Below are 22,717 nucleotides of genomic sequence, written 5' to 3'. Positions count from 1 at the left end.
TGAGTAAGTGCCCTCAGGTTCTATCGCCCTGGATGTGATGCCTATGCAATAGATCCGAAAAGATGTGAAAGCGACATTCAGTGTCAGAATGCGTTCAGATGTTGAAGCGGCGTCTGTAGAGCCGAGCCCGTGCTCGGCTGCTGTTCGCGCTGCGGGCGTGAGTCGAGCATGGCTCGACTCTACATGTCGCAATCGTGACCGAGCCTCAACCTGCGGGCACCACGGTGACGCGATCAACATCGATGTCGGTCGGCTTGAACCGATGTATCGACCTCGCCATGCGGCTCCACCACCGTACCCATGCGATGGCCTGCGTCGGCAGATCGTCGTCGATCCGCTCTTAGATCAAGGTGATGACAACAGAAAGGACTCCATGGCCGCCACCAGTGCCAAGGGTGTCTCATTCATCGGGTAGTGCCCTGCATTGTCCAGAACCTCCAGCGTGGCCTGCCGGTAGCGGCGCAGATAGGTGCGTTCCATCAGTGATCGGTTGAAGGTCGGATCGTGCCCGCCTATCACCACCTTCAACCGGTGCTCGCCGACGATGTCGTTGCTGAAATCGGTATCTGCCCACGCGGCTAGATAGGCAGCAAACGCGTCAGGCTTGGAGTGCTCCATTGAATAGCGGGCCTTCCAATCCAGCCAGGCTGCAGGCAGCCTGCCGTCAGTACTGCGATCGATGATGGTCCTTCGGCTGGCCACGCTGCCGGCAGCGCTCTCCAGAAGTCCTCGCGTGGATGCGTCATAGGCGATGCCGCCACAGGGAACGGGCGCGATGGCCAGCATGGACTGCACCCGCTGGGGCGCGAGCACGGCTATGCGCTCGATGGCCATGCCTCCCATGGAATGCCCCGCCACACTGAATGTCGCCAGTCGAAGTGCATCGGCGAGCGAGAGTGCGTCACGGGCGATTTCGTCGATGCTGTACTGTCCCGCCACATCGCGCATGCCGCCGTAGCCACGGCAGTCCATGAAGATGTAGCTGAAGTGGTCGCATGACAGCCACGGCTCGATCGGTTCGAACGCGTGTGCGTCGCCGAACCAGCCATGCAGGACCAGGACGGAGTGAGGCCCCTGCCCCACGCGATGAAAAGTGTTGACCATGAAGCATTGCCGCAATGAGGAGGAGCGTTGATGCTAGGCAGCGCAGGCCCGGCCCACCGTCGATGACGGGTCAACCGCTATAGAATCCGGGCCATGCGCAATTCGCTGCTCGATCCCTACGAAGACCTGCCGCGCGATGTCGTGGTCACCTCGAATGACTACGCAGCGTCGTCCACCTTTCCGCGCCATGCCCATCGACGCGGACAGTTCGCGTTCGCCGCGCGCGGCACCATCAGCGTGACGACACCGCAGGGGCGCTGGCTGGTGCCGCCACAGCGCGCCTGCTGGGTTCCCGCCGGTCTGGTGCACGAAATGACGATGCGCGGGCCGGTGACGATGCTCAACGTATTTCTTTCCATCGAGGCGGCTGCTGCGGTGGCGATGCCGGCGCAGTGCCACGTGTATGCCGTTTCGCCGTTGCTGCGGCAGCTGCTGGAAGGCGCAGTGGATCTGCCCGCGCTGTATGACGAGGACGGGCGTGCGGGCAAGCTGATGCAGTTGCTGGTCGCGGAGATCGCGTCGATGCCGATGCTTTCCCTGCATGCGCCGTTGCCTGCCGATGCACGCCTGGCGCGCGTCTGCCGGGCGCTGTTTGATGCGCCCTCGCTCGCCATCGGGCTTGATGGGGTGGCTGCGGATGCAGGCATGAGCCGGCGCACCTTCACGCGGACGTTCCGCGCGGATACCGGGGTGAGTTTCGCCGAGTGGCGGCAGCAGGTGTGCCTGCTGGCGGCCATCGAACGGCTGGGCCAGGGGCAGGCGGTGACACGCGTGGCACTGGACCTGGGGTATGCGAGTCCCAGCGCGTTTTCCGCCGCGTTCCGGCGCGAGCTGGGGTGTTCGCCGAGCCGGTATTCAGAGGTGTAGTGCCGGGCAGGTGTTTGGTTGCCGTGCGGACCAACGGTCCGCACCCACCACCCGTCGACGGTCCGCAGCCACCCTCCGCCGAACGCGATCGGGGCAAAAAAAAACGCCCCGCGGATGCGGGGCGTCTTCGGCACAACCTACGCGGGGCGATCAGCCCTGGTAGTCGCGCACGTCGCTGCCGGTGTAGACCTGGCGCGGACGGCCGATCTTCATTTCCGGATCAACCTGCTGTTCCAGCCAATGCGAGACCCAGCCGGAAGTACGGCCCAGGGCGAACATGACGGTGAACATTTCGGTCGGGATCTGCAGCGCCTTGTAGATGATGCCACTGTAGAAATCGACGTTCGGGTACAGCTTGCGGGCGACGAAGTACTCGTCCTGCAGCGCGGCCTGTTCCAGCTTCACGGCCACGTCCAGCAGCGGATCCTGCACGCCCAGCTGCTTGAGCACCTTGCCGGTCATCTCACCGATGACCTTGGCGCGCGGGTCGAAGTTCTTGTAGACGCGGTGACCGAAGCCCATCAGGCGGAAGCCGGAGGTCTTGTCCTTGGCCTTGAGCACGGCGGACTCGACATTGTCGGCAGTGCCGATCTCTTCCAGCATCTTCAGCACGGCTTCGTTGGCACCGCCGTGGGCCGGACCCCACAGCGCGGTGACGCCAGCGGCGACCGACGCGTACGGGTTGGCACCGGTCGAACCGACCAGGCGCACGGTCGAGGTCGAGGCGTTCTGCTCGTGGTCGGCGTGCAGGATGAACAGCAGGTCCAGCGCCTTGACCACGTCCGGGTTCAGATCGTACTGGCCATCAGCCGACTCGAAGGTCTGCTTCAGGAAGCGGCTGACGTAGTCCAGCGAGGTGTCCGGCTTGTTGGCCGGCAGGCCCTTGCCGTGGCGGTAGATCAGCGCCGACAGGGTCGGCACCTTGGCGATCAGGCGCACGGCAGCCTGGCGGCGCTGTTCGGCGTCGGCCAGGTCCAGCGAGGCGTGGTAGATGCCCGACAGCTGCGCGATGGCGGCGGTCAGGATGGCCATCGGATGGGCGTCCTTGGCGAAGCTGCCGATCAGGGTGTTGATCGACGCATCGACGTTGGCTTCAGCCGCCAGCTCGTCGGTGAAGGCCTTCAGCTGCTCGGCGCTCGGGCGCTCGCCGTTGATCAGCAGGTAGGCCACTTCGACGTAGCTCGACTTTTCCGACAGCTGTTCGATCGGGTAGCCGCGGTACAGCAGCACGCCCTTGTCGCCGTCGATGTAGGTGATGGCGGACTTGCAGCTGGCCGTCGCGGTGAAACCGGAATCGTAGGTGAAGTACCCCGTTTCCTTGGTCAGCTTCGCGATGTCGACGCAGTCGTTGCCAAGGGTGGGTTTGATGACGGGCAGAACGACCGACTTATCGCCGGCGTTGAGCGTGACCTGATCAAGATCGGACACTGTGTGCGCTCCTTCATGGGAAGGCGCCTGCCCAAGCGCATTGGTCAGGCACGTGAATGACGTCCTCGGCCTGTGCCGGGGATCACGCCATTATCGCACAGCAGCATTTGCCCGGCGCTAGACAGAAGTCGTATACGACAGGCGGCCAGACGCCGGCCGTTGAGCGGCCCGGATCGGCAAAAGCGTTGTCATCCGAACGCAGTGTTCCGTCCATCCAAACGCCCGTTGGGTAGGCGTTGGGGAAAAACAAACGGCCGCGCAGAGCGCGGCCGTCGGTTCGAAGCTGGATCGACAGATCAGCGCGCGTAGCGCTTCTGGAACTTGTCGATGCGGCCCGAGGTATCGATGACCTTGTGCTTGCCCGTGTAGAACGGGTGCGAAGCAGAGGAAATTTCAACCTTCACCAGCGGGTAGTCGTTGCCGTCTTCCCACTTGATGGTTTCCTTCGTGCTCATGGTCGAGCGGGTCAGGATCTTGAAATCGGAGGTGACGTCATGGAAGACGACGTCGCGGTAGTTCGGATGGATATCGGCCTTCATGGGCTCACACCGTAAATGGGCTGGTGGTCAAGAGCGGCATTATAAGCACCGGTTGCCCCTCGGGGCAACCGGTTGCCGGCATCCGGCTCAGGCGGCGCCCAAGGCCTGGCGTACCAGGGCCTCGAAACGGGCCTGATCGTAGGCCATCAGCAGATCGCAGTTGTCCGGCTGGCCGGTCTGGCGGTTCCAGTCGACGATGGTGGCGCCGCGGCTGAACGTACCGTTCAGCTCCACGTTCAGCGGCCGCGACTCGACCTGCAGCTGCCCTTCCGGGTTCAGCGCCCAGGCCATGGCCAGTGCATCGGCGGTGTACCAGCGGCCACCCTTGCTGTCTTCGGACAGGCCACGGGTCTTGCGCGAGATCAGCTCGTAGAAGCGGGCGCGGTCGGAATCGGCCTGTAGCCATTTTTCGGCGTCCTGCAGCGGCAGGCCGTGGGCGACGGTGGCCTCCCAGTCCGACACCAGCAGGTGCTTGAACGAGGTGAACACCACGTGCGCCGCTTCCGGATCGAAGGCGATGTTGAATTCGGCGGCCGGGGTGATGTTGCCGTGGCAGGTGACCGCGCCGCCCATCACCACGATGCGCTTGATGCGCTCGGGCAGGGTCGGGTCCAGCTTCAGTGCCAGTGCCAGGTTGGTCAGCGGGCCAAGCATCACCAGCATCAGTTCGCCGGCGTGTTGGTGCGACAGGCGCAGGATCGCCAGCGCGGCGTGTTCGGCGTCGGCCTGGCGGCTCGGCGGCGGCAGATCGACGTCGCCGTAGCCGTCACGGCCATGCACGTGGGCGGCGTCAACGGAGGGATGCAGCAGCGGATCCGGGCTGCCGGCGAACACCGGCACGTCGGCGCGGCCGACGATGTCACAGAGCTTGAGGGCGTTGCGGACGGTGTACTGCAGGCCGACATTGCCGGCGGCGATGGTCAGGGCGACCACGTCATGCCGTTCATCGGCAAAGGCCATCAGCAGGGCCAGGGCGTCGTCCACACCGGGGTCGGTGTCGATCAACAGGGGGATCTTGTGGGTCATCGTTGCCGTCTTCAGATCGGCAACGAAGTGTGGACCGGGATGATGACCGTTGCAAGTACGGGGGATTGGGGTTCGGCAGGGCTGCGCCCTGCACCTGCTTAATGCAACGGCAAGGGCAAAAGCTGGCTATCCGTGGGATGGCGGGGTGGGTCCGATGGCGGGGGACGGCGTGAATACATCCGTGTAGCCTCGGTCGCGCCATCCATGGCGCTCACGCCCCCGCCACCGGACCCACCCCGCCTTCGACAATTTCCCGCGGTCTGTCGGAACGGCGTTCTGCTCTGGTAGGTGTCGACCTTGGTCGACACATTCACGCAATGCGTGGAGGAACATGTAAATGATCGAATCGGCTCTCTGTAGAGTCGAGCCATGCTCGACTCACGCGCGTAGCGCGAACAGCAGCCGAGCGTGGGCTCGGTTCTACAGTAGATCCACACCATGCGTGGATGTGTGGATCAAGTTCCACACCTTCAAATGCGGCGTGGATGAGCGCCGGGACATGGGGTCAGAGCCCTTTGCCATGCAAAGGGATCCGACCCGCTTACGCCGAGGCGTAACGCACGGCGGTGCCGATCCAGCGTTGCACCACGCGATCGGCCAGCGCGGGTTGCTGGTCCAGCAGGCGCTCGGCCAGGTCATGCACGCCGGGCAGCAGGCCGGCGTCGCGGGCCAGGTCGGCAATGCGGAAGCCGGCCAGGCCGGTCTGCCGGGTACCCAGCAATTCGCCGGGGCCGCGCAGTTCCAGATCCTTTTCGGCGATGACGAAGCCATCGTTGGTTTCGCGCATGGTCTGCAAGCGCTCGCGCGCCATCTGCGAAAGCGGCGCCTGATACAGCAGCACGCAGCGCGATACCGCCGAACCACGGCCCACACGGCCGCGTAACTGGTGCAGCTGGGCCAGGCCGAGGCGCTCGGCATTCTCGATCACCATCAGCGAAGCGTTCGGTACGTCCACGCCCACTTCGATGACCGTGGTCGCCACCAGCAGATCGATCTCACCCGCCTTGAACGCCACCATCGTCGCCAGCTTCTCGGCCGCCTTCAGGCGGCCATGCACCAGCCCCACGCGCACGCCCGGCAGCAGCGCCTGCAGCGATTCGTAAGTGGCCTGCGCCGGCGTGGCGTCGAGCTCTTCGCTTTCCTCGATGAGCGTGCACACCCAGTACACCTGCCGCCCTTCCTGGCAGGCCAGCGCGATGCGCTCGATCAGTTCGGGACGGCGGTCGTTGTTGAGTGCAACGGTCTGCACCGGGGTGCGGCCCGGCGGCAGTTCGTCGATGGCCGAGACATCCAGATCCGCGTATTCGGACATCGCCAGCGTGCGTGGAATCGGCGTGGCGGTCATCACCAGCTGGTGCGGCACGCTGTTGCCACCCGCGCCCTTGTCGCGCAGGGCCAGCCGCTGGTGCACGCCGAAGCGGTGCTGTTCGTCGACGATGGCCAGGGCCAAATCCTGGAACACCACCGCCTCCTGCATCAGCGCGTGGGTGCCGACCACCACCTGCGCTTCGCCGTTGGCGACCTGCTCCATCACCTTGGCGCGCGCCTTGCCGGTGACCTTGCCGGCCAGCCAGGCGATACGCACGCCGAGCGGTTCCAGCCAGCCGCGCAGGTTGTTGAGATGCTGCTCGGCCAGCAGTTCGGTGGGCGCTGCCAATGCGACCTGCTTACCCTGCTCGACTGCCAGCATCGCGGCCAGTGCGGCGACCACGGTCTTGCCGGAGCCGACGTCGCCCTGCACAAGCCGCAGCATCGGGCTGGGCCGTGCGAGGTCTTCGCGAATCTGCTTGAACACACGCGCCTGTGCACCCGTCAGCGCGAACGGCAGCTGTTTCAGCAGCGCCTTGGCCAGCTTGCCGGGGCCGGCCAGCGGCGGCGCATGGTGCGCCTGCAAGGCGATGCGCTGGCGGCGCAGGCTGAGGTGATGGGCCAGCAGCTCTTCCATTGCCAGACGACGCTGCGCCGGATGAGTGCCTGCGGCCAGCGCGGCCAGATCGGCATCCGGCGGCGGCCGATGCACGGTCAGCAGCGCACTGCGCAGCGACGGCAGGCCGAGGCCATCCAGCCAACCGCTGGGCAGCAGTTCCAGCGTGCTTTCCTCGGGCAGGCGGTCCAGGGCCTGGCCGATCAGCTTGCGCATGGTCATCGGGCCAACGCCTTCCACGGTGGGATACACCGGGTCGAGGCGGTCGCCAAGTTTGGGATCGTCATTGCGGCCCAGCACCTGGTAGCTGGGGTGGACGATTTCCAGGCCGAGGTGGCCGGGTTTGGGCGTGCCGAAGCAGCGCAGCCGGTTGCCGACCGCGAACTGGCCGACCTGCTGCTGGCGGAAATGGAAGAAGCGCAGCACCAGGGTGCCCTGCCCTTCATCCTCCACGGCGACCTTCAGCATCGGCCGGTAGCGCATGCCGCGCTCGACCGCGACCACCCGCCCTTCCACCTGCGCCGGCACGCCGTTGCGCAGGTCTTCGATGCGGGTCAGCCGGGTGCGGTCTTCATAGCGCAGCGGCAGATGAAGCCAGAGATCCTGCAGGGTGGCCAGGCCACGTGCCTGCAGTTTGGCGGCCACGGCCGGACCGACGCCGGCGAGCATCGCAAGCGATGCTTCGCCGGACGGTGACAGGACCGGGGTGACCGCCGCCTTGCGTGCCACGTGGCGGTCAGTCGATGACCATCACCGCGTCGACCTCGAAGTTGGCGCCCTTCGGCAGGCCGGAGACTTCGATGGTGGAACGGGCCGGGAACGGGGCCTGGAAGTAGTCCTGCATGACGGCGTTGACCTTGGCGAACTCGCCCAGGTCGGTCAGGTACAGGCCAAGGCGCACGACCTTGTCCAGCGAGCCGCCGGCGGCTTCGGCAACCGCCTTGAGGTTGTCGAACGCACGACGGGCCTGGGCTTCGACGTCACCGGCGCCGACGATGTCACCGGTGGCCGGGTCGAGCGGAATCTGGCCGGAGAAATACACGGTGTTGCCGGCGCGCACGGCCTGCGAGTACGGGCCGATGGCGGCCGGGGCCTTTTCGGTGTTGATGATCTGGCGGGACATGGGTCGCTCCGGTGCTTTTGGGGGAAAACAGAGCGGTGATTGTACCGGGTGGGGGCGCATCCACGCATGGCGTGGATCTACCGCGCCGCTTCGGTAGTGCCGGCCGCTGGCCGGCAACTCCATGAACGTTTGCCGACATCGCGAGGTTGCCGGCCAGCGGCCGGCACTACCGGGAACATCCACGCATGGCATGGATCTACTGCAATGCAACCGGTAGCGACGGGCCATTCCCGGCGAGCGCGCAATCATCCACGCATTTGTGTGGACCTGCAGCGGGATTCAATGGGGTCAGAGCCCTCTCCGTTGGAGAGGGATCCGACCCCGGGTTCGTGTTACTGGCGGCGCACGGCCTGCACGACCGACAAGCGGCGCAGGCGGCGCATCACTTCGGCCAGGTGGTTGCGGTCGCGCACCTGGATGTTGAACGCCAGCACGGCGGCGTTGAAGTCGCGGTCCAGGTAATCCACGCGCTCGATGTTGGAATGGCTCTGCGCGATGGCCGCGGCCAGCTGCGCCAGCACGCCGGTGCCGTTCTCCACTTCCACCACCAGCGAGGTGTCGTAGTCGCCGGAAACGGTGGTGTCCCAGCCGATCGGCACCCAGCGCTCGGGCGACTTGCGCAGCTCGGCCAGGTTCGGGCAGTCCATGCGGTGCACCACGATGCCCTTGCCGGCGGTGTGGTAGCCCATGATCTCGTCACCGGGAATCGGCTGGCAGCAGCCGGCGAAGGTGACCACGCCGCGCTCGCTGCCGTTGATCAGGATCTTTTCCTGCGAGTGGTGGCGCGAATGCGGGCCGCCACGCAGTTCGGCGTAGGCCATCAGCGCCTGTGCGGCCTGGGTCGGCATCCAGTTGCCCAGCGCGACCTCGGCCAGCAGCGCCTCCAGACGCGGGAAGCGGTGCTCGGCCAGGAACGCATCCAGGCGTCCCTTCGGCAGCCGCTCCAGCGAGCTGTCCATCGCTTCCAGCGCGCGGTCGAGCATGCGATGCCCCAGCTGCACGGCGTCTTCGTGCTCCAGCTGCTTGAGCTGGTGGCGGATGGCGGTGCGCGCCTTGCTGGTGACCACGAATTCCAGCCACTGCGGTTTCGGCGTGGCCGAGCGCGCGGTGATGATCTCCACCGACTGCCCCGACACCAGCTTGGTCCGCAGCGGCACCAGTTTCTTGTCCACGCGCGAAGCGACCGCCATGTTGCCGACGTCGGTGTGCACGGCATAGGCGAAATCGAGCGCGGTGGAGTTGCGCGGCAGCGCCAGGATCTTGCCCTTCGGGGTGAACAGGTAGACCTCGTCCGGGAACAGGTCGACCTTGACGTTGTCGAGGAACTCCAGCGACGAACCGGCAGCACGCTGCGAGTCGATCAGTTCGACGATCCAGGCATGCGCGCGGCTCTGTGCGCTGTTGGGCGAATCACCACCGAACTTGTAGGTCCAGTGCGCGGCCACGCCGCGTTCGGCGATCAGGTCCATCTCCTCGGTACGGATCTGCACTTCGATCGGCGAGCCATACGGCCCGAACAGCACCGTGTGCAGCGACTGGTAGCCGTTGGCCTTGGGAATGGCGATGAAGTCGCGGAAGCGCCCATCCAGCGGCTTGAAGGTGGCGTGCACCGAACCCAGCGCGTGGTAGCAGCTTGGCACGCTGCGCACGACCAGGCGGAAACCGAATACATCCATCACCTGGTCGAAGGATTTGTTCTCTTCGTGCATCTTGTTGTAGATGCTCCACGGCGTCTTGATGCGGCTGACCAGGCGGTGCTCGATGCCCTCCTTGGCCAGGCGCTGCGACAACTGCACTTCCACCTGCGCCAGCGCCTCGCGGCGCACCACCGGCTGGCTGCGGATGTGCTTTTCCAGGATGGCATGGCGCCACGGATACAGCGCCTTGAACCCAAGGTTCTGCAGTTCGCTCTTGACCAGGCTCATGCCCAGGCGCTGGGCGATGGGCGCGTAGATCTCCAGCGTCTCGCGGGCGATGCGGCCACGTGCCTCGCGGCTCTGCGCGCCCAGCGTGCGCATGTTGTGCAGGCGGTCTGCCAGCTTGATCATGATCACGCGCAGGTCGCGCGACATCGCCAGCAGCATCTTGCGGAAGCTCTCGGCGGCAGCCTCCTGGCGGTCGCGGAACTTCAGCTTGTCCAGCTTGGTCACGCCGTCGACCAGCTCGGCCACGGCCTCACCGAACTCGGCCGACAGCGCCTCACGGGTCAGCGGGGTGTCTTCAATGGTGTCGTGCAGGATCGCGGCGATCAGCGCCTCCACGTCCAGGCCCAGCTCGGCCAGCACCTGGGCCACGGCCACCGGATGGGTGATATAGGGCTCGCCCGACTTGCGCGTCTGCCCAGCATGCGCGGCGGCGCCGACTTCCCAGGCGCGGCGCAGCAGCGGCAGCTGCTCGGGCGGCAGGTAGTGGGCGGCGCGTTCAAGCTGGAGGACGTAGTCGGGTACGGCGGCAGCGGGGACTGCGGCGACCTTGGCAGTGGGGCCTGGGTTCATGCCCGAAGCCTATGCCAGTGCGCCGTTTACGGCAAATCCTGAATGCGAAACAGCCCGCACGGGGCGGGCTGTTCGGCGTATCCAGCAATGACCTTGATCGATGCGATCAATCGTCGTTCTTGGACATGTCTTCGTCGGCGACCACTTCGGCGGCGGCCCACTCCAGCGCTTCGCGCTCGGCGCGCTCACGCTCGGCCTTCTCGACTTCGTCGATCAGCGCGTTGTCGATCTTGCGGGCGGCGATTTCGCGCAGTGCCAGCACGGTCGGCTTGTCCTCGGTCTCGCTGTTGTCCAGCGTGGCCTGCACGCCGTTGGCGAGCTGGCGGGCACGCTTGGAAGCCATCATGACCAGTTCGAAACGGTTGTTAACGACTTCCAGGCAATCTTCTACGGTGATGCGGGCCATACGGGCTCCCGGCGACCGGTCGGCCGCTCAGTCGAATGAGGGAAAGGGGACGGAGTGTACTGGCAGGGGCTGGACAAAATCAAGCCAACCCCCACCCGATTCTTTTGGAATCAGTCAGTTGCGCCCGGATCAGGGGTCAGCAGCGCCTGGATCAGGCCGGCGTGGCGGACCTTCTGGGCCTCCCGGCGCAGGCGGCTGGCGGTGAAGATGGCACACAGCTCGTCCACGGCGGTGTCGAACACCTCGTTGACGATGACGTAGTCGAACTCGTTGAAGTGCAGCATCTCGTCGCGGGCGGCACCCAGGCGCTGGGCGATGACCGCCTCGCTGTCCTGCCCGCGCTTGCGCATGCGGTCCTGCAGGGCCTGCTTGGACGGCGGCAGGATGAACACGGTGACCGTGCCCGGCACCAGCTGGCGTACCTGCTGCGCCCCCTGCCAGTCGATCTCCAGCAGCACGTCCTGGCCGGCAGCGAGCTGCGGTTCCACCGACTGGCGGGCGGTGCCCTTCCAGTCGCCGTGCACCCAGGCATGCTCGAAGAAGTCGCCGGCGGCGATCATCTGCTCGAACTTCTCGGCACTGACGAAGTGGTAGTGCTTGCCGTTCACTTCACCCGGGCGCATGGCGCGCGAAGTGAAGGAGATCGACAGGGCGATCTGCGGATCACGCGCCAGGGTGGCATTGACGATGCTGCTCTTGCCGGCACCGGAGGGGGCGGCAACGATGTACAGCGTGCCGCGCGCAACGGCGTCCGACGGCTTCGACGGGGCGCTCATGCGCGGAACCCAACTGGTTGATTTCGCAAAATTTTTCCTCAGTGTTCCAGATCCGGCGCGGAGGATCGCGCCAGGACGGCGGGGGCTGCGCGGAACATCCTGGAACCAGGCCCGGCAGACGGCTCCCCGGGGTGCGGGCACGCAACTTTAGCAGAGGCGCCCCTTTCCGCGCCCGGCCAGCGGGCTGCCGGGCCTTGTGCCACATGGGCGTGCGGGGGCCTGTGCTATAACCGGGCCGTACCCACCGACAGCCCGGAGGCCTGCGCCTCCTCGCCATCCCAGGAGAACGGCATGCCCTCGATGAGCCGCCGCCAGTTCCTGAAAGTGACCGGGACAACCCTGGTCGGCTCCAGTCTGGCATTGATGGGCTTCGCGCCCGGCATCGCGCTCGCGGAGGTCAGGCAGTACAAGCTGACCCGCGCGACCGAGACCCGCAACACCTGTACATACTGTTCGGTGGCCTGCGGCATCCTGATGTACAGCCTCGGCGATGGCGCCAAGAACGCCGAGCCGAGCATCTTCCATATCGAGGGCGACCCGGACCATCCGGTCAACCGAGGCACGCTGTGCCCGAAGGGTGCCGGACTGGCCGACATCATCCACAGCAAGTCGCGCCTGCTCTACCCCGAGTACCGCGCGCCGGGCTCGAACGAGTGGAAGCGGCTGAGCTGGGACGATGCGCTGGACCGCATCGCGCGGCTGATGAAGGAAGACCGCGATGCCAACTTCGTGCAGAAGAACGAGGCCGGGCAGACGGTCAACCGCTGGCTGACCACCGGCATGCTCGCCGCCTCGGCGACCAGCAATGAAACTGCGGTGCTGACCCACAAGGTCGTGCGCTCCCTTGGCATGCTGGCATTCGACAACCAGGCACGTGTCTGACACGGCCCGACGGTGGCAGGTCTTGCCCCGACGCTAGGCCGTGGTGCGATGACGAATCACTGGGTCGACATCAAGAATGCCGACCTGATCCTGATCATGGGTGGCAATGCCGCCGAGGCACACCCGTGCGGGTTCAAATGGGTGACCGAGGCCAAGGCACACAACAAGGCACGCCTGATCGTGGTCGATCCGCGTTTCAACCGCTCGGCCGCGGTGGCCGACGTGTACGCGCCGATCCGCACCGGCACCGACATCGTGTTCCTGGGCGGCCTGATCAACTATCTGTTGACCGAGGACCGCATCCAGCACGAGTACGTGCTGAACTACACCGACATGTCGTTCCTGGTGAAGGACGAATTCGCCTTCAAGGACGGCCTGTATTCGGGCTACAACGAAGAGAAGCGCAGCTACGACCGTTCCAGCTGGGACTACGTGTACGGCGATGATGGCTTCGTGCGCAGCGACCCGACGCTGAAGGACCCACGCTGCGTCTACACCCTGCTCAAGCAGCACTACGCGCGCTACACCGTGGAGATGGTCGAACGCATCTGCGGCACGCCGGCCGACAGCATCCGCCAGGTCTGGGACATGATCGCGTCCACCGCCGGCAAGGACAAGGCGATGACCATCCTGTACGCGCTGGGCTGGACGCAGCACTCGGTGGGTGCGCAGAACGTGCGCGCCGGCACCATGGTGCAGCTGCTGCTGGGCAACATCGGCGTGGCCGGCGGTGGCATGAACGCGCTGCGCGGGCATTCCAACATCCAGGGCCTGACCGACATCGGCCTGATGTCCGACCTGCTGCCCGGCTACCTGACGTTGCCGAAGCAGGACGAGCAGGACTACGACGCCTACATCGCCAAGCGCACGCAGAAGCCGCTGCGCGCCAACCAGATGTCGTTCTGGCAGAACTACCCGAAGTTCCATGTCAGCCTGATGAAGTCGTGGTGGGGCGATGCCGCCACCGCTGACAACAACTGGTGCTTCGACCATCTGCCCAAGCTCGACAAGCCGTACGACATGCTGCAGGCGTACGAGCTGATGAACGAAGGCAAGATCCACGGCTACATCTGCCAGGGCTTCAACCCGCTGGCCTCGGCGCCGAACAAGGGCAAGCTGATCAGTGCGTTCTCCAAGCTGAAGTTCATGGTCAGCATGGACCCGCTGGAAACCGAGACCATCGCGTTCTGGCAGAACCACGGCGCACTGAACGACGTCGACCCGGGCACGATCCAGACCGAAGTGTTCCGCCTGCCGACCACCTCGTTCGCCGAGGAAAACGGCGCGGTGGTGAATTCCTCGCGCTGGCTGCAGTGGCACTGGAAGGGGGCCAATCCGCCGGGCGAAGCGCGCAGCGACATCGAGATCATGTCCGAGCTGTTCCATCGCATCAAAGCGATGTACGAAAAGGACGGTGGTGCGTGGTGGGATCCGGTGCGCGACCTGGCCTGGAAGTATTCCAACCCGGAACTGCCGACGCCGGAAGAACTGGCGATGGAGTACAACGGCAAGGCACTGGTGGACGTGTTCGATCCGAAGGACCCGACCAAGCTGGTGCGCAAGGCCGGCGAGCAGCTGGCCGCATTTGGCGACCTGCGCGACGACGGCAGCACCGCCTCCGGCTGCTGGATCTACATCGGTGCCTGGGGCCCGACCGGCAACATGATGGCGCGGCGTGACAACAGCGACCCCACCGGCATCGGCAACACGCTGGGCTGGGCTTGGGCGTGGCCGGCCAATCGCCGCGTGATGTACAACCGCGCCTCGTGCGACGTGGCCGGCCAGCCGTTCGACCCGCGCCGCACGCTGCTGGCATGGAATGGGAAAAACTGGGGCAGCGTGGACGTGCCGGACTTCAAGGCCGACGAAGATCCCGCAGGCGGGATGGGGCCGTTCATCATGAACCCGGAAGGCATCGCCCGCTTCTTCGCCAAGGCCGGCATGGCCGAGGGGCCGTTCCCGGAGCACTACGAACCGTTCGATACGCCGCTGCGCAGCAACCCGCTCAGCCCCGGCCAGGCACTGACGCTGAACAACCCGGCGGCCCGCGTGTTCGCCAGCGATCGCGCACAGATCGGTTCGCCGGATGAGTTCCCGCATGTAGCCACCACTTACCGGCTGACCGAGCATTTCCACTTCTGGACCAAGCACGGCAAGTTGAACGCCATCATCCAGCCCGAGCAGTTCGTCGAGATCGGCGCGGCCCTGGCCGACGAGCTGGGCATCAACAACGGCAGCCGTGTGCGGGTCAGTTCCAAGCGCGGCCACATCGAAGCGGTGGCGATGGTGACCAAGCGCATCAAGGCCCTGCAGATTGATGGCAAAACCGTGCACCAGGTGGGCGTGCCGATCCACTGGGGCTTCCTCGGTGCGGCCAAGCCCGGATACATCGCCAATACGCTGACCAACGCCATCGGTGACGGCAATTCGCAGACGCCGGAGTCGAAGTGCATCCTGGTCAAGGTCGAGAAGGTGTAGGAGACACGCCATGTCACTGCAATCCCTGGATATCATCCGCCGCTCGGCCACCACCACGCCCTCGCCGGAGGCACGTGGTGCGCATACCGGCCAGGTCGCCAAGCTGATCGATGTGAGCAAGTGCATCGGCTGCAAGGCCTGCCAGGTCGCCTGCATGGAGTGGAACGACCTGCGCGACGAGGTCGGCAGCTGCGTTGGCAGCTACGACAACCCGCCCGACCTGAGCGACCAGTCGTGGACGGTGATGAAGTTCCGCGAGTACGAGGACGAGAAGGGCAAGCTGGAGTGGCTGATCCGCAAGGAAGGCTGCATGCATTGCGCCGACCCGGGATGCCTGAAGGCCTGCCCGTCGCCGGGTGCGATCATCCAGTACGCCAACGGTATCGTCGACTTCCAGGAAGAGAACTGCATCGGCTGCGGCTACTGCGTGACCGGCTGCCCGTTCGACGTGCCGCGCATTTCCAAGAAGGACCACAAGGCCTACAAGTGCACGCTGTGTTCGGACCGGGTGGCGGTGGGCCAGGAACCGGCCTGCGTGAAGACCTGCCCGACCGGTGCGATCACCTTCGGCAGCAAGCAGGCGATGACCGAGCATGCCGCCGGGCGCGTGGAAGACCTGAAATCCCGTGGCTACGAGAACGCTGGTCTGTACGACCCGCAGGGCGTGGGTGGCACCCATGTGATGTATGTGCTGCAGCACGTGAACAAGCCCGAGCTGTACGCCGACCTGCCCAAGGACCCGCGCATCAGCCCGATGGTGGAAGTGTGGAAGGGCGTCGCCAAACCGCTGGGCGTGCTGGCGATTGCCGCCACCGCCTTCGCCGGCTTCCTGCATTACATCGGCATCGGCCGCAACACGGTGAACGATGAGGAAGAGGAGAAGGCCGAGCACGAGGCGAAGAAGATCGAAGAGGAGCAGCGGCCATGAAGTACGCCCCGCACCCGCGGCAGATCGTGCGCTACCGCGCGCCGACCCGCATCAACCACTGGATCGTGGCGATCTGCTTCGTGCTGACGGCGCTGTCCGGGCTGGCCCTGTTCCACCCTGCCCTGTTCCCGCTGACCCAGCTGTTCGGCGGGGGGCCGTGGACGCGCATCCTGCACCCGTTCATCGGCCTGGTGATGGTGGTGGGCTTCGCCTTGCTGGCGTTCCGCATGTGGCGCGACAACCTGCCGACCGCCGACGATGGCAAGTGGATGCGCGGCATGCGCGATGTGCTGCGCAACGAGGACGAGAAACTGCCGCCGGTAGGCCGCTTCAATGCCGGCCAGAAGCTGCTGTTCTGGGCCATCATCGGTTGCCTGTCGGCGTTGCTGCTGACCGGCTTCGTGATCTGGCGGCAGTACTTCAGCCACTTCTTCCCGATCGGGGTGATCCGCTTCTCGGTGCTTGCCCATGCGCTGTTCGGCTGGGTGCTGATCTGCGCGATCGTGGTGCACATCTACGCGGCGATCTGGATCAAGGGTTCGGTGCGGGCGATGACCCAGGGCAAGGTGACCTATGGGTGGGCGTACAAGCACCACCGGCAGTGGTTCCGGGACATCCTGCGCGGACGGCGGGGAGAGGGTTGACGGCAGGGCCTGCGGCCCTGCACCCGCAAAATCAACGTCAACGTCAACGGCAAAAGCGGGTTTCCTGGGGATGGCGGAGTGGGTCCGGTTGCGGGGGACGCTGCAAGTACGTCCATGTAAGCTCGGTCGCCGCATCCATGCGGCTCACGCCCCCGCAACCGGACCCACCCCGCCTTCGACAGTTTCCTGCGATCTGTCGGGACGGCGTTCTGCGTTGCTCTTGGTGGGTGTCGACCTTGGTCGACACGATGAACACGGCAACAACCGATGGGGTCAGATCCGTTTTCCAGAGGAAAACGGATCTGACCCCAACCTTTCAAATGGCCGGCAGCACGCTGGACGCCAGCGCCGACAACGGCGAGGATGGAGGCTGGTTCTTCCGGCTGGCCCTGCATGGCGCAACGCATCCTTGAACCCGGTGAAATCGAGACGCTGGCCTCGCGCGATGTTCCGCGCATCATCCTGCCCGATGCTGCGTCCCTGTTCTCCGATCGCGCAGCACGCCTGCGCAGCCTGGCCGCGCACAGTGCCATCGGCGGTTACCTGCAGTTGCTGGCGGCGTTGGCCGAAGCGCAGCAGGCGCTGCTGGATGAATTGACGCCGCAGCAACGTGAAGCGCTGCAGGTACAGGCGCGCGCGCAGCAGTCGAGCGCTGCGGCCGGCGCCGGCATGCCGCTGCGTCCCGCCAACACCCTGCAGCTCGACGACCGCTGGCGCGGATGGTTGCGCACGCTGTGCCAACACTGTGCCGATGAAGCCGGCCTGCCGGCGGAAACCCGCCAGGAACTGCAACGCGTTGCCGCTGCCGATGACGCGTGGCTGGATGCGCAGGCGCACGCGGTGCTGGAGCGGGACGACGCGCCGTCGCTGGATGCGGTGGCTGCGCTGCTGGTGATGACGGCGCTGCAGGTGTACTGGGTGGTATTGGCCGAGAGCTTCCGCCCGGCCGATCTGAAGCCGCTGGCCGATGCACCCGGGCTGTGCCCGCTGTGCGGCACCCTGCCGGTGGTAAGCGTGGTGCAGGCACGCCCACCCTATGCGTCCTATCGCTACCTGTCGTGCGCGTTGTGCGCCTGCCAGTGGCACTACGTGCGCGTGCAGTGCAGCCAATGCGGCACCGCCGGCAAGGACATCGCCTACCGTGCACTGGCCGATGTGGATGGCGACGCCGGCCACGCCGTGCGCGAAAGCGCAGTGCGCGCCGAGACCTGCGACCACTGCCACAGTTACCGCAAGATCCTGTACCTGGAAAAAGACCCGATGCTGGAACCGGTGGCCGACGATCTGGGCACCCTCGCACTGGACCTGCTGCTGGGCGAGGAAGGCTACGCGCGTGCCAGCCAGAACCCGCTGCTGTGGCAGGCCGACGGCGACTGACCGATGCCACGCACGCCTCCTGCTCCGGCATCCGCCGCTGCCCTGCCCTCGCTGGATCGGCTGCTGCGACTGCCGGCATTGTCCGAACTGATTGAAGGCCACGGACGCAGCCGCATCACCCAGCTGCTGCGTTCGCACCTGCAGCAGCTACGCGATCGGATCAGCAGCGGGCAGTTGTCCGCCGAGCAACTGCAACAGGCGGTGGACGGCCCAGCGCTGGTCGCCGCACTCAACGCAGCGTTCGCCGCCGATGCACGCTTGGACCTGCAGCCGATGTACAACCTGACCGGCACCGTACTGCACACCAATCTGGGCCGCGCCCTGCTGCCCGAGGCTGCGGTACGGGCGGTGACCCGCGCGATGACCGCACCGGTCGATCTGGAATTCGACATCAGCCGTGGCCGCCGCGGCGACCGCGATGCGCGGGTGCAGGCGCTGGTCTGCGAATTGACCGGCGCCGAAGCCGCTACCGTGGTCAACAACAATGCGGCAGCGGTCCTGCTGCTGCTCAACAGCCTGGCCAACCGCCGCGACGTGGTGGTGTCGCGCGGCGAACTGGTGGAGATCGGCGGTGCCTTCCGCATTCCCGATGTGATGCGCAGCGCCGGCGCGCGGCTGCTGGAAGTGGGTACGACCAACCGCACCCATCCGGCCGACTTCGCCAACGCCATTGGTGCGCGCACCGCGCTGCTGATGGAGGTGCACGCCAGCAACTACGCGATCACCGGTTTCACCGCCAAGGTCGAGACCGCGAAGATGGCGACGATCGCGCACGAGCATGGCCTGCCGCTGGTGGTGGACCTGGGCAGCGGCAGCCTGTGTGATCTGGCCCTGTTCGGCCTGCCGCACGAGCCGACCGTACAGGAAACGCTGGCGGCCGGTGCCGACCTGGTTTCGTTCAGCGGTGACAAGCTGCTGGGCGGACCGCAGGCCGGCATCATCGCCGGTCGCGCCGACCTGATCGCACGGATCAACCGCAACCCGCTGAAGCGGGCGCTGCGCATGGACAAGATGGGGCTGGCCGCGCTGGAAGCGGTGCTGGCCCTGTACCGCGAACCGGAGCTGCTGGCGCACAGGCTGCCGACCCTGCGCACCCTGTCGCGCACGCAGGACGACATCGATGCGCAGGCACAGCGCCTGCTGCGGCCGATGCAAGACGGGTTGGCATCGGAGTACGGCCTTGAACGCGCGGCGATGCACAGCCAGATCGGCAGCGGTGCGCAACCGCAGGCACAGCTGGCCAGTGCCGGACTGCGCATCACCAGTACACGCCGAGGCGGACTGGATCGCCTGGCCAAGCGCCTGCGCCAGCTGCCACGGCCGGTACTGGGCCGCATCGCCGATGACGCATTGTGGCTGGACCTGCGCTGTCTCGAGCCTGCGGACGAAGCCGACTTCCTCGCGCAATGGAGCACGCTGCAGGCATGATCGTCGGCACCGCCGGGCATATCGACCATGGCAAAACCAGCCTGGTACGCGCACTGACCGGCATCGAGACCGATCGCCTGCAGGAAGAGCGAACGCGCGGTATATCGATCGAACTGGGCTATGCCTATGTCCCGGTGGAAAGCAGGGACGCCGAAGGCCCGGCTGCGACGCTGGGCTTCGTCGACGTGCCAGGCCACGAGCGCTTCGTGCATACGATGGTGGCCGGCGCCACTGGTATCGATGTCGCCCTGCTGGTGATCGCCGCCGACGACGGTGTGATGCCGCAGACCCGCGAGCATCTGGCGATCCTGCAGCTGCTGGGCGTAGACCGTGCCGCGGTGGCGCTGACCAAGATCGACCGCGTGGATGCCGCACGCCTCGCCCGGGTCGAAATCGAGATCGCTGCACTGTTGGCCGGCACGCCACTGCAGGACGCCCCCGTGTTCGCCTGTAACAGCACGTCACCTGAAGACACAGGTGTCAGCGCACTGCGTGCCCGCCTGCACGCGTGGGCTGCGGACGATGCCAGCACGCGCCAGGCCGAACTGCGCAGCGAACTGTTCCGCATGCCGGTGGACCGCGTGTTCTCGCTGGCCGGCCACGGCACGCTGGTAACCGGCGCAGTGCATGGCGGCGTGGCTGCTGTTGGCGAACATCTGCAGCTGATGCCGGCCGCCACCGACGTTCGCGTGCGCAGCATCCACGCGCAGAACCAGGCCAGCGAACAGGCGGTGGCGGGGCAGCGCTGCGCGCTGAACCTGGCCGCCATCGCCCGCGACGACATCACGCGCGGTGACTGGATCGCCGACCCGCGTGCGCTGCTGGCCACCACCCGCGTCGACGTGCGCCTGCGGCTTTCCGCGCGGGAAGCCCCCCTGCGCGACTGGGCGCCACTGCATATCCACTGGGGAACGATGCACCGGCAGGCCCACGTGGTGCTGCTGGAGGACCATGACCACGGCGATGGTCAGCTCGTGCAGCTGGTGTTCGATGCACCGGTCTGCGCGATGTGCGGTGACCGCTTCATTGCCCGCGATTCGGCCGCGACCCGTACCCTGGGCGGGGGTGTTGTGCTCGATCCAGATCCCCCGCAGCGGCGTCGGCGCAGCCTGGCTCGCCTTGCTTTGCTGGGTGCACTGGAGCAACTGGCGGCCGGAGCAGGGGTTGGCCCGCTGCTGCGGCAGGCCCCTTCCGGCATCCCCCTCGGCGCCCTGCAGCGCTACTGCCGGCGCGCCGCCGACCGGATCGACCTGCCCGGCGACGCACGCCGCATCACTACCCGCGAAGGCACGGTGATCATTCTTGCCTCGCACTGGCAGGCATTGCGCGAGCAGGTGCTCACCTCGCTGCGCGGCTGGCATGAACGACGCCCGGACGAACCCGGCGTCGACAGTGGCCGCCTGCAGCGCAGCACCGTGCCTGCGTTGGCAACCAGCCTGTGGAACGCCCTGCTGCAGGACCTGCTCGACGATGGCAGCGTGCAGCGCGCGGGCACATGGTGGCGCTTGCCCGGCCACGATCACGCACCGCCGGAACGCGAACGCCTGCTGCTCGAACGCGTGCTGCCGCAACTGCACGCGGGCGGTTTCGATCCGCCGTGGGTACGTACCCTGGCAGCCGACATCGGCCTGGCCGAGGATGAGCTCCGCGCAGTCCTGCGGCGGGCCGCCGCGCGTGGTGAACTGTTCCAGGTGGTGCCCGACCTGTTCTATGCACCGGCCCGCATCGCCGAGCTGGCCGCGATCGTCGCGCAGCTGTCACAGGCCAGCGGCACGGTGGATGCGGCGGCGTTCCGCGATGCCATCGGGCTGGGCCGCAAACGCAGCATCCAGATCTTGGAGTTCTTCAATCGCGTTGGCTACACTCGACGTGTCGGTGACCAGCATCGGCCGCGCGGCGACCTGCAGTGGAACGGGACCCTCGGTTGAGCCCACCGCTGCCGCTGTACTTTCGGAAGGCATGCGCATCCGGGCATGCGGCTGGGCTTCAAACCCAGTAGGGGGCGTCGATCGTTCCCTGGTAGGTTCGACTCCTGCTGCCTTCCGCCATTCGTATTTCCGCAGGAGATGTCGGCATGGCCACGCACGCGCAGTCCCCCGCTCCTTCAACGGCCGATGCCCCGCAACGACTGACGTCTCTCGCGCATGGCGGTGGCTGCGGCTGCAAGATCGCGCCGGGTGTACTGACCGAACTGCTGCGCGGGGTTCCGGCACTTCCCGCACCGGTCGAACTGCTGGTCGGCCGCGAGACCAGCGACGACGCCGCGGTGTACCGCCTCGATGACCGGCAGGCGATCGTCGCCACCACCGACTTCTTCATGCCGATCGTCGACGACCCGTTCGACTTCGGCCGCATCGCTGCCACCAATGCCTTGTCGGATCTGTACGCGATGGGCGCGCGCCCGCTGTTCGCACTGGCCATCGTCGGCATGCCGATCAACAGCCTGCCGCAGGACACGATCCGCGGCATCCTGCAGGGCGGCGAACGCGCCTGCGCCAATGCCGGCATCGTGGTGGCCGGCGGCCACAGCATCGATTCGGTGGAACCCATCTACGGCCTGGCTGCCATTGGTGTGCTCGATCCGCAACGGCTCAAGCGCAATGCCGATGCCCGCGCCGATGACGTGCTGGTGCTGGGCAAGCCATTGGGGGTGGGCGTGTATTCGTCAGCACTGAAAAAAGAAGTACTGGATGCCGAGGGCTACCGGCAAATGGTCGAGTCGACCACACGCCTGAACAGCGTGGGCATGCCCCTTGCCGCGCTGGACGGCGTGCACGCGATGACCGACGTCACCGGTTTCGGCCTGCTCGGCCACCTGCTGGAAGTGTGCCGCGCCAGTGGCGTGGCCGCCGAGGTGGACAGCGCGCAGATCCCGTTGCTGCCGCAGACGCTGGACCTGCTGCAACGCGGCTGCGTGACCGGCGCCTCCAACCGCAACTGGGCCTCGTATGGCGCCGAGGTGCGTTTCGCCGAGGGCACGGCGGCGCACTGGCAGCCACTGCTGACCGACCCGCAGACCAGTGGTGGCCTGCTGGTGTCCTGCGCCCCGGAGGCGGTGGATGCGGTACTGGCCTGCTTCCACGACGCCGGGTTCGGCCAGGCGGCCGTGGTGGGGCGCTTGAGCGAGGGAGCGGCGGGCGTCAGCGTGGTTTGAGATGTTCTTGCCTCGGGCGCGCGTCTCCCGTCGATGAGATCCGCAGCCATGGCGGCGGCACCACTTCATCGGCTTGCTCAGATAACGTGCCACTGAGAGCAATCTCATCACTATTAAAGCATGCTTTAATAGTGGCCG

General features: G+C 66.2%; 18 protein-coding genes and 1 tRNA gene. 10 read left to right on the top strand and 9 right to left on the bottom strand.

Translation table 11 applies throughout. From position 1 onward, the window contains the following. Positions 1-345: 345 nt before the first annotated feature. Entirely contained in the window at positions 346-1,104 is a 759-nt protein-coding gene (locus AC0Z6F_RS12775) for an alpha/beta fold hydrolase (RefSeq protein ID WP_485616961.1), read from the bottom strand. A 93-nt stretch (positions 1,105-1,197) separates the two neighbouring features. On the opposite strand from AC0Z6F_RS12775, the gene AC0Z6F_RS12770 reads away from it, so the two are divergent. After that, positions 1,198-1,971: an AraC family transcriptional regulator gene (locus AC0Z6F_RS12770; protein WP_485616959.1), complete on the top strand. Its 774-nt coding sequence runs from the start codon at positions 1,198-1,200 to the stop codon at positions 1,969-1,971. Positions 1,972-2,121: 150 nt separating this feature from the next. Here the strand turns inward: AC0Z6F_RS12770 and AC0Z6F_RS12765 are convergent, their stop codons facing one another. The 8 genes from AC0Z6F_RS12765 to gmk form a co-directional block, all read right to left on the bottom strand. Continuing rightward, positions 2,122-3,399 (bottom strand): citrate synthase, encoded by a 1,278-nt coding sequence (locus tag AC0Z6F_RS12765; RefSeq protein ID WP_012511988.1) that lies wholly within the window; start codon positions 3,397-3,399, stop codon positions 2,122-2,124. Between the two features lie 296 nt (positions 3,400-3,695). Continuing rightward, entirely contained in the window at positions 3,696-3,938 is a 243-nt protein-coding gene (locus tag AC0Z6F_RS12760) for a type B 50S ribosomal protein L31 (RefSeq protein WP_006389217.1), read from the bottom strand. Between the two features lie 87 nt (positions 3,939-4,025). Further along, the gene (locus tag AC0Z6F_RS12755; RefSeq protein ID WP_197584772.1) at positions 4,026-4,964 is read right to left on the bottom strand and encodes a nucleoside hydrolase; all 939 of its coding nucleotides are present in this window, start codon (positions 4,962-4,964) and stop codon (positions 4,026-4,028) included. A gap of 541 nt (positions 4,965-5,505) precedes the next feature. Then, positions 5,506-7,617 carry an ATP-dependent DNA helicase RecG gene (gene recG, locus AC0Z6F_RS12750; RefSeq protein ID WP_485616957.1) on the bottom strand — a complete coding sequence of 704 codons (2,112 nt, stop codon included), beginning with the start codon at positions 7,615-7,617 and terminating at the stop codon, positions 5,506-5,508. Positions 7,618-7,624: 7 nt separating this feature from the next. Next, positions 7,625-8,011, bottom strand: a complete 387-nt coding sequence (locus tag AC0Z6F_RS12745) for a RidA family protein (RefSeq protein ID WP_012511991.1) — start codon at positions 8,009-8,011, stop codon at positions 7,625-7,627. 332 nt (positions 8,012-8,343) lie between these two features. Next, positions 8,344-10,506, bottom strand: coding sequence for a RelA/SpoT family protein (locus AC0Z6F_RS12740; protein WP_006389575.1), 2,163 nt, complete (start codon positions 10,504-10,506; stop codon positions 8,344-8,346). 106 nt (positions 10,507-10,612) lie between these two features. Next, complete coding sequence (gene rpoZ / locus AC0Z6F_RS12735; RefSeq protein ID WP_005410877.1) at positions 10,613-10,912, bottom strand: DNA-directed RNA polymerase subunit omega; 300 nt, start codon at positions 10,910-10,912, stop codon at positions 10,613-10,615. A gap of 110 nt (positions 10,913-11,022) precedes the next feature. Continuing rightward, on the bottom strand, positions 11,023-11,688 hold the full coding sequence (gmk, locus tag AC0Z6F_RS12730; protein WP_006389578.1) for a guanylate kinase: 666 nt from the start codon (positions 11,686-11,688) through the stop codon (positions 11,023-11,025). A gap of 291 nt (positions 11,689-11,979) precedes the next feature. Here gmk and fdnG point away from each other — a divergent pair, with 291 nt between their 5' ends. The 9 genes from fdnG to selD all read left to right on the top strand — a co-directional run bounded on the left by fdnG (position 11,980) and on the right by selD (position 22,579). Then, positions 11,980-15,048: a formate dehydrogenase-N subunit alpha gene (gene fdnG, locus AC0Z6F_RS12725; protein WP_485616955.1), complete on the top strand. Its 3,069-nt coding sequence runs from the start codon at positions 11,980-11,982 to the stop codon at positions 15,046-15,048. Between the two features lie 10 nt (positions 15,049-15,058). Further along, positions 15,059-15,976: a formate dehydrogenase subunit beta gene (gene fdxH, locus AC0Z6F_RS12720; RefSeq protein ID WP_485616954.1), complete on the top strand. Its 918-nt coding sequence runs from the start codon at positions 15,059-15,061 to the stop codon at positions 15,974-15,976. Continuing rightward, on the top strand, positions 15,973-16,620 hold the full coding sequence (locus tag AC0Z6F_RS12715; protein ID WP_006389639.1) for a formate dehydrogenase subunit gamma: 648 nt from the start codon (positions 15,973-15,975) through the stop codon (positions 16,618-16,620). Before fdxH ends, AC0Z6F_RS12715 begins: the two co-directional genes overlap by 4 nt. 236 nt (positions 16,621-16,856) lie before the next feature. Continuing rightward, positions 16,857-17,033, top strand: coding sequence for a hypothetical protein (locus tag AC0Z6F_RS12710; RefSeq protein ID WP_154354818.1), 177 nt, complete (start codon positions 16,857-16,859; stop codon positions 17,031-17,033). After that, positions 17,014-17,997 (top strand): formate dehydrogenase accessory protein FdhE, encoded by a 984-nt coding sequence (fdhE, locus tag AC0Z6F_RS12705; RefSeq protein WP_012511995.1) that lies wholly within the window; start codon positions 17,014-17,016, stop codon positions 17,995-17,997. Before AC0Z6F_RS12710 ends, fdhE begins: the two co-directional genes overlap by 20 nt. 3 nt (positions 17,998-18,000) lie before the next feature. Then, positions 18,001-19,425 (top strand): L-seryl-tRNA(Sec) selenium transferase, encoded by a 1,425-nt coding sequence (selA, locus tag AC0Z6F_RS12700; RefSeq protein ID WP_012511996.1) that lies wholly within the window; start codon positions 18,001-18,003, stop codon positions 19,423-19,425. Then, entirely contained in the window at positions 19,422-21,353 is a 1,932-nt protein-coding gene (gene selB, locus AC0Z6F_RS12695) for a selenocysteine-specific translation elongation factor (RefSeq protein ID WP_485616952.1), read from the top strand. Before selA ends, selB begins: the two co-directional genes overlap by 4 nt. A gap of 24 nt (positions 21,354-21,377) precedes the next feature. Continuing rightward, positions 21,378-21,473: transfer RNA gene (locus tag AC0Z6F_RS12690), tRNA-Sec, on the top strand. Between the two features lie 26 nt (positions 21,474-21,499). Next, positions 21,500-22,579 carry a selenide, water dikinase SelD gene (selD, locus tag AC0Z6F_RS12685; protein WP_485616951.1) on the top strand — a complete coding sequence of 360 codons (1,080 nt, stop codon included), beginning with the start codon at positions 21,500-21,502 and terminating at the stop codon, positions 22,577-22,579. Positions 22,580-22,717: the final 138 nt, after the last annotated feature.

It is taken from the genome of Stenotrophomonas sp. 1L-E-5-B-C3 (genome assembly GCF_057292075.1).
This window is presented reverse-complemented; position numbering and strand designations above follow the sequence as displayed.

Bases quoted from the DNA above. Each gene is read 5' to 3' on its own strand.
- fdxH (WP_485616954.1), top strand. From the start codon at position 15,059: ATGTCACTGCAATCCCTGGATATCATCCGCCGCTCGGCCACCACCACG.
- selB (WP_485616952.1), top strand. From the start codon at position 19,422: ATGATCGTCGGCACCGCCGGGCATATCGACCATGGCAAAACCAGCCTG.
- AC0Z6F_RS12775 (WP_485616961.1), bottom strand. From the start codon at position 1,104: ATGGTCAACACTTTTCATCGCGTGGGGCAGGGGCCTCACTCCGTCCTG.
- gmk (WP_006389578.1), bottom strand. From the start codon at position 11,688: ATGAGCGCCCCGTCGAAGCCGTCGGACGCCGTTGCGCGCGGCACGCTG.
- rpoZ (WP_005410877.1), bottom strand. From the start codon at position 10,912: ATGGCCCGCATCACCGTAGAAGATTGCCTGGAAGTCGTTAACAACCGT.
- AC0Z6F_RS12740 (WP_006389575.1), bottom strand. From the start codon at position 10,506: ATGAACCCAGGCCCCACTGCCAAGGTCGCCGCAGTCCCCGCTGCCGCC.
- selD (WP_485616951.1), top strand. From the start codon at position 21,500: ATGGCCACGCACGCGCAGTCCCCCGCTCCTTCAACGGCCGATGCCCCG.
- AC0Z6F_RS12745 (WP_012511991.1), bottom strand. From the start codon at position 8,011: ATGTCCCGCCAGATCATCAACACCGAAAAGGCCCCGGCCGCCATCGGC.
- selA (WP_012511996.1), top strand. From the start codon at position 18,001: ATGCCACGCACGCCTCCTGCTCCGGCATCCGCCGCTGCCCTGCCCTCG.
- AC0Z6F_RS12755 (WP_197584772.1), bottom strand. From the start codon at position 4,964: ATGACCCACAAGATCCCCCTGTTGATCGACACCGACCCCGGTGTGGAC.
- AC0Z6F_RS12770 (WP_485616959.1), top strand. From the start codon at position 1,198: ATGCGCAATTCGCTGCTCGATCCCTACGAAGACCTGCCGCGCGATGTC.
- fdhE (WP_012511995.1), top strand. From the start codon at position 17,014: ATGGCGCAACGCATCCTTGAACCCGGTGAAATCGAGACGCTGGCCTCG.
- AC0Z6F_RS12760 (WP_006389217.1), bottom strand. From the start codon at position 3,938: ATGAAGGCCGATATCCATCCGAACTACCGCGACGTCGTCTTCCATGAC.
- AC0Z6F_RS12715 (WP_006389639.1), top strand. From the start codon at position 15,973: ATGAAGTACGCCCCGCACCCGCGGCAGATCGTGCGCTACCGCGCGCCG.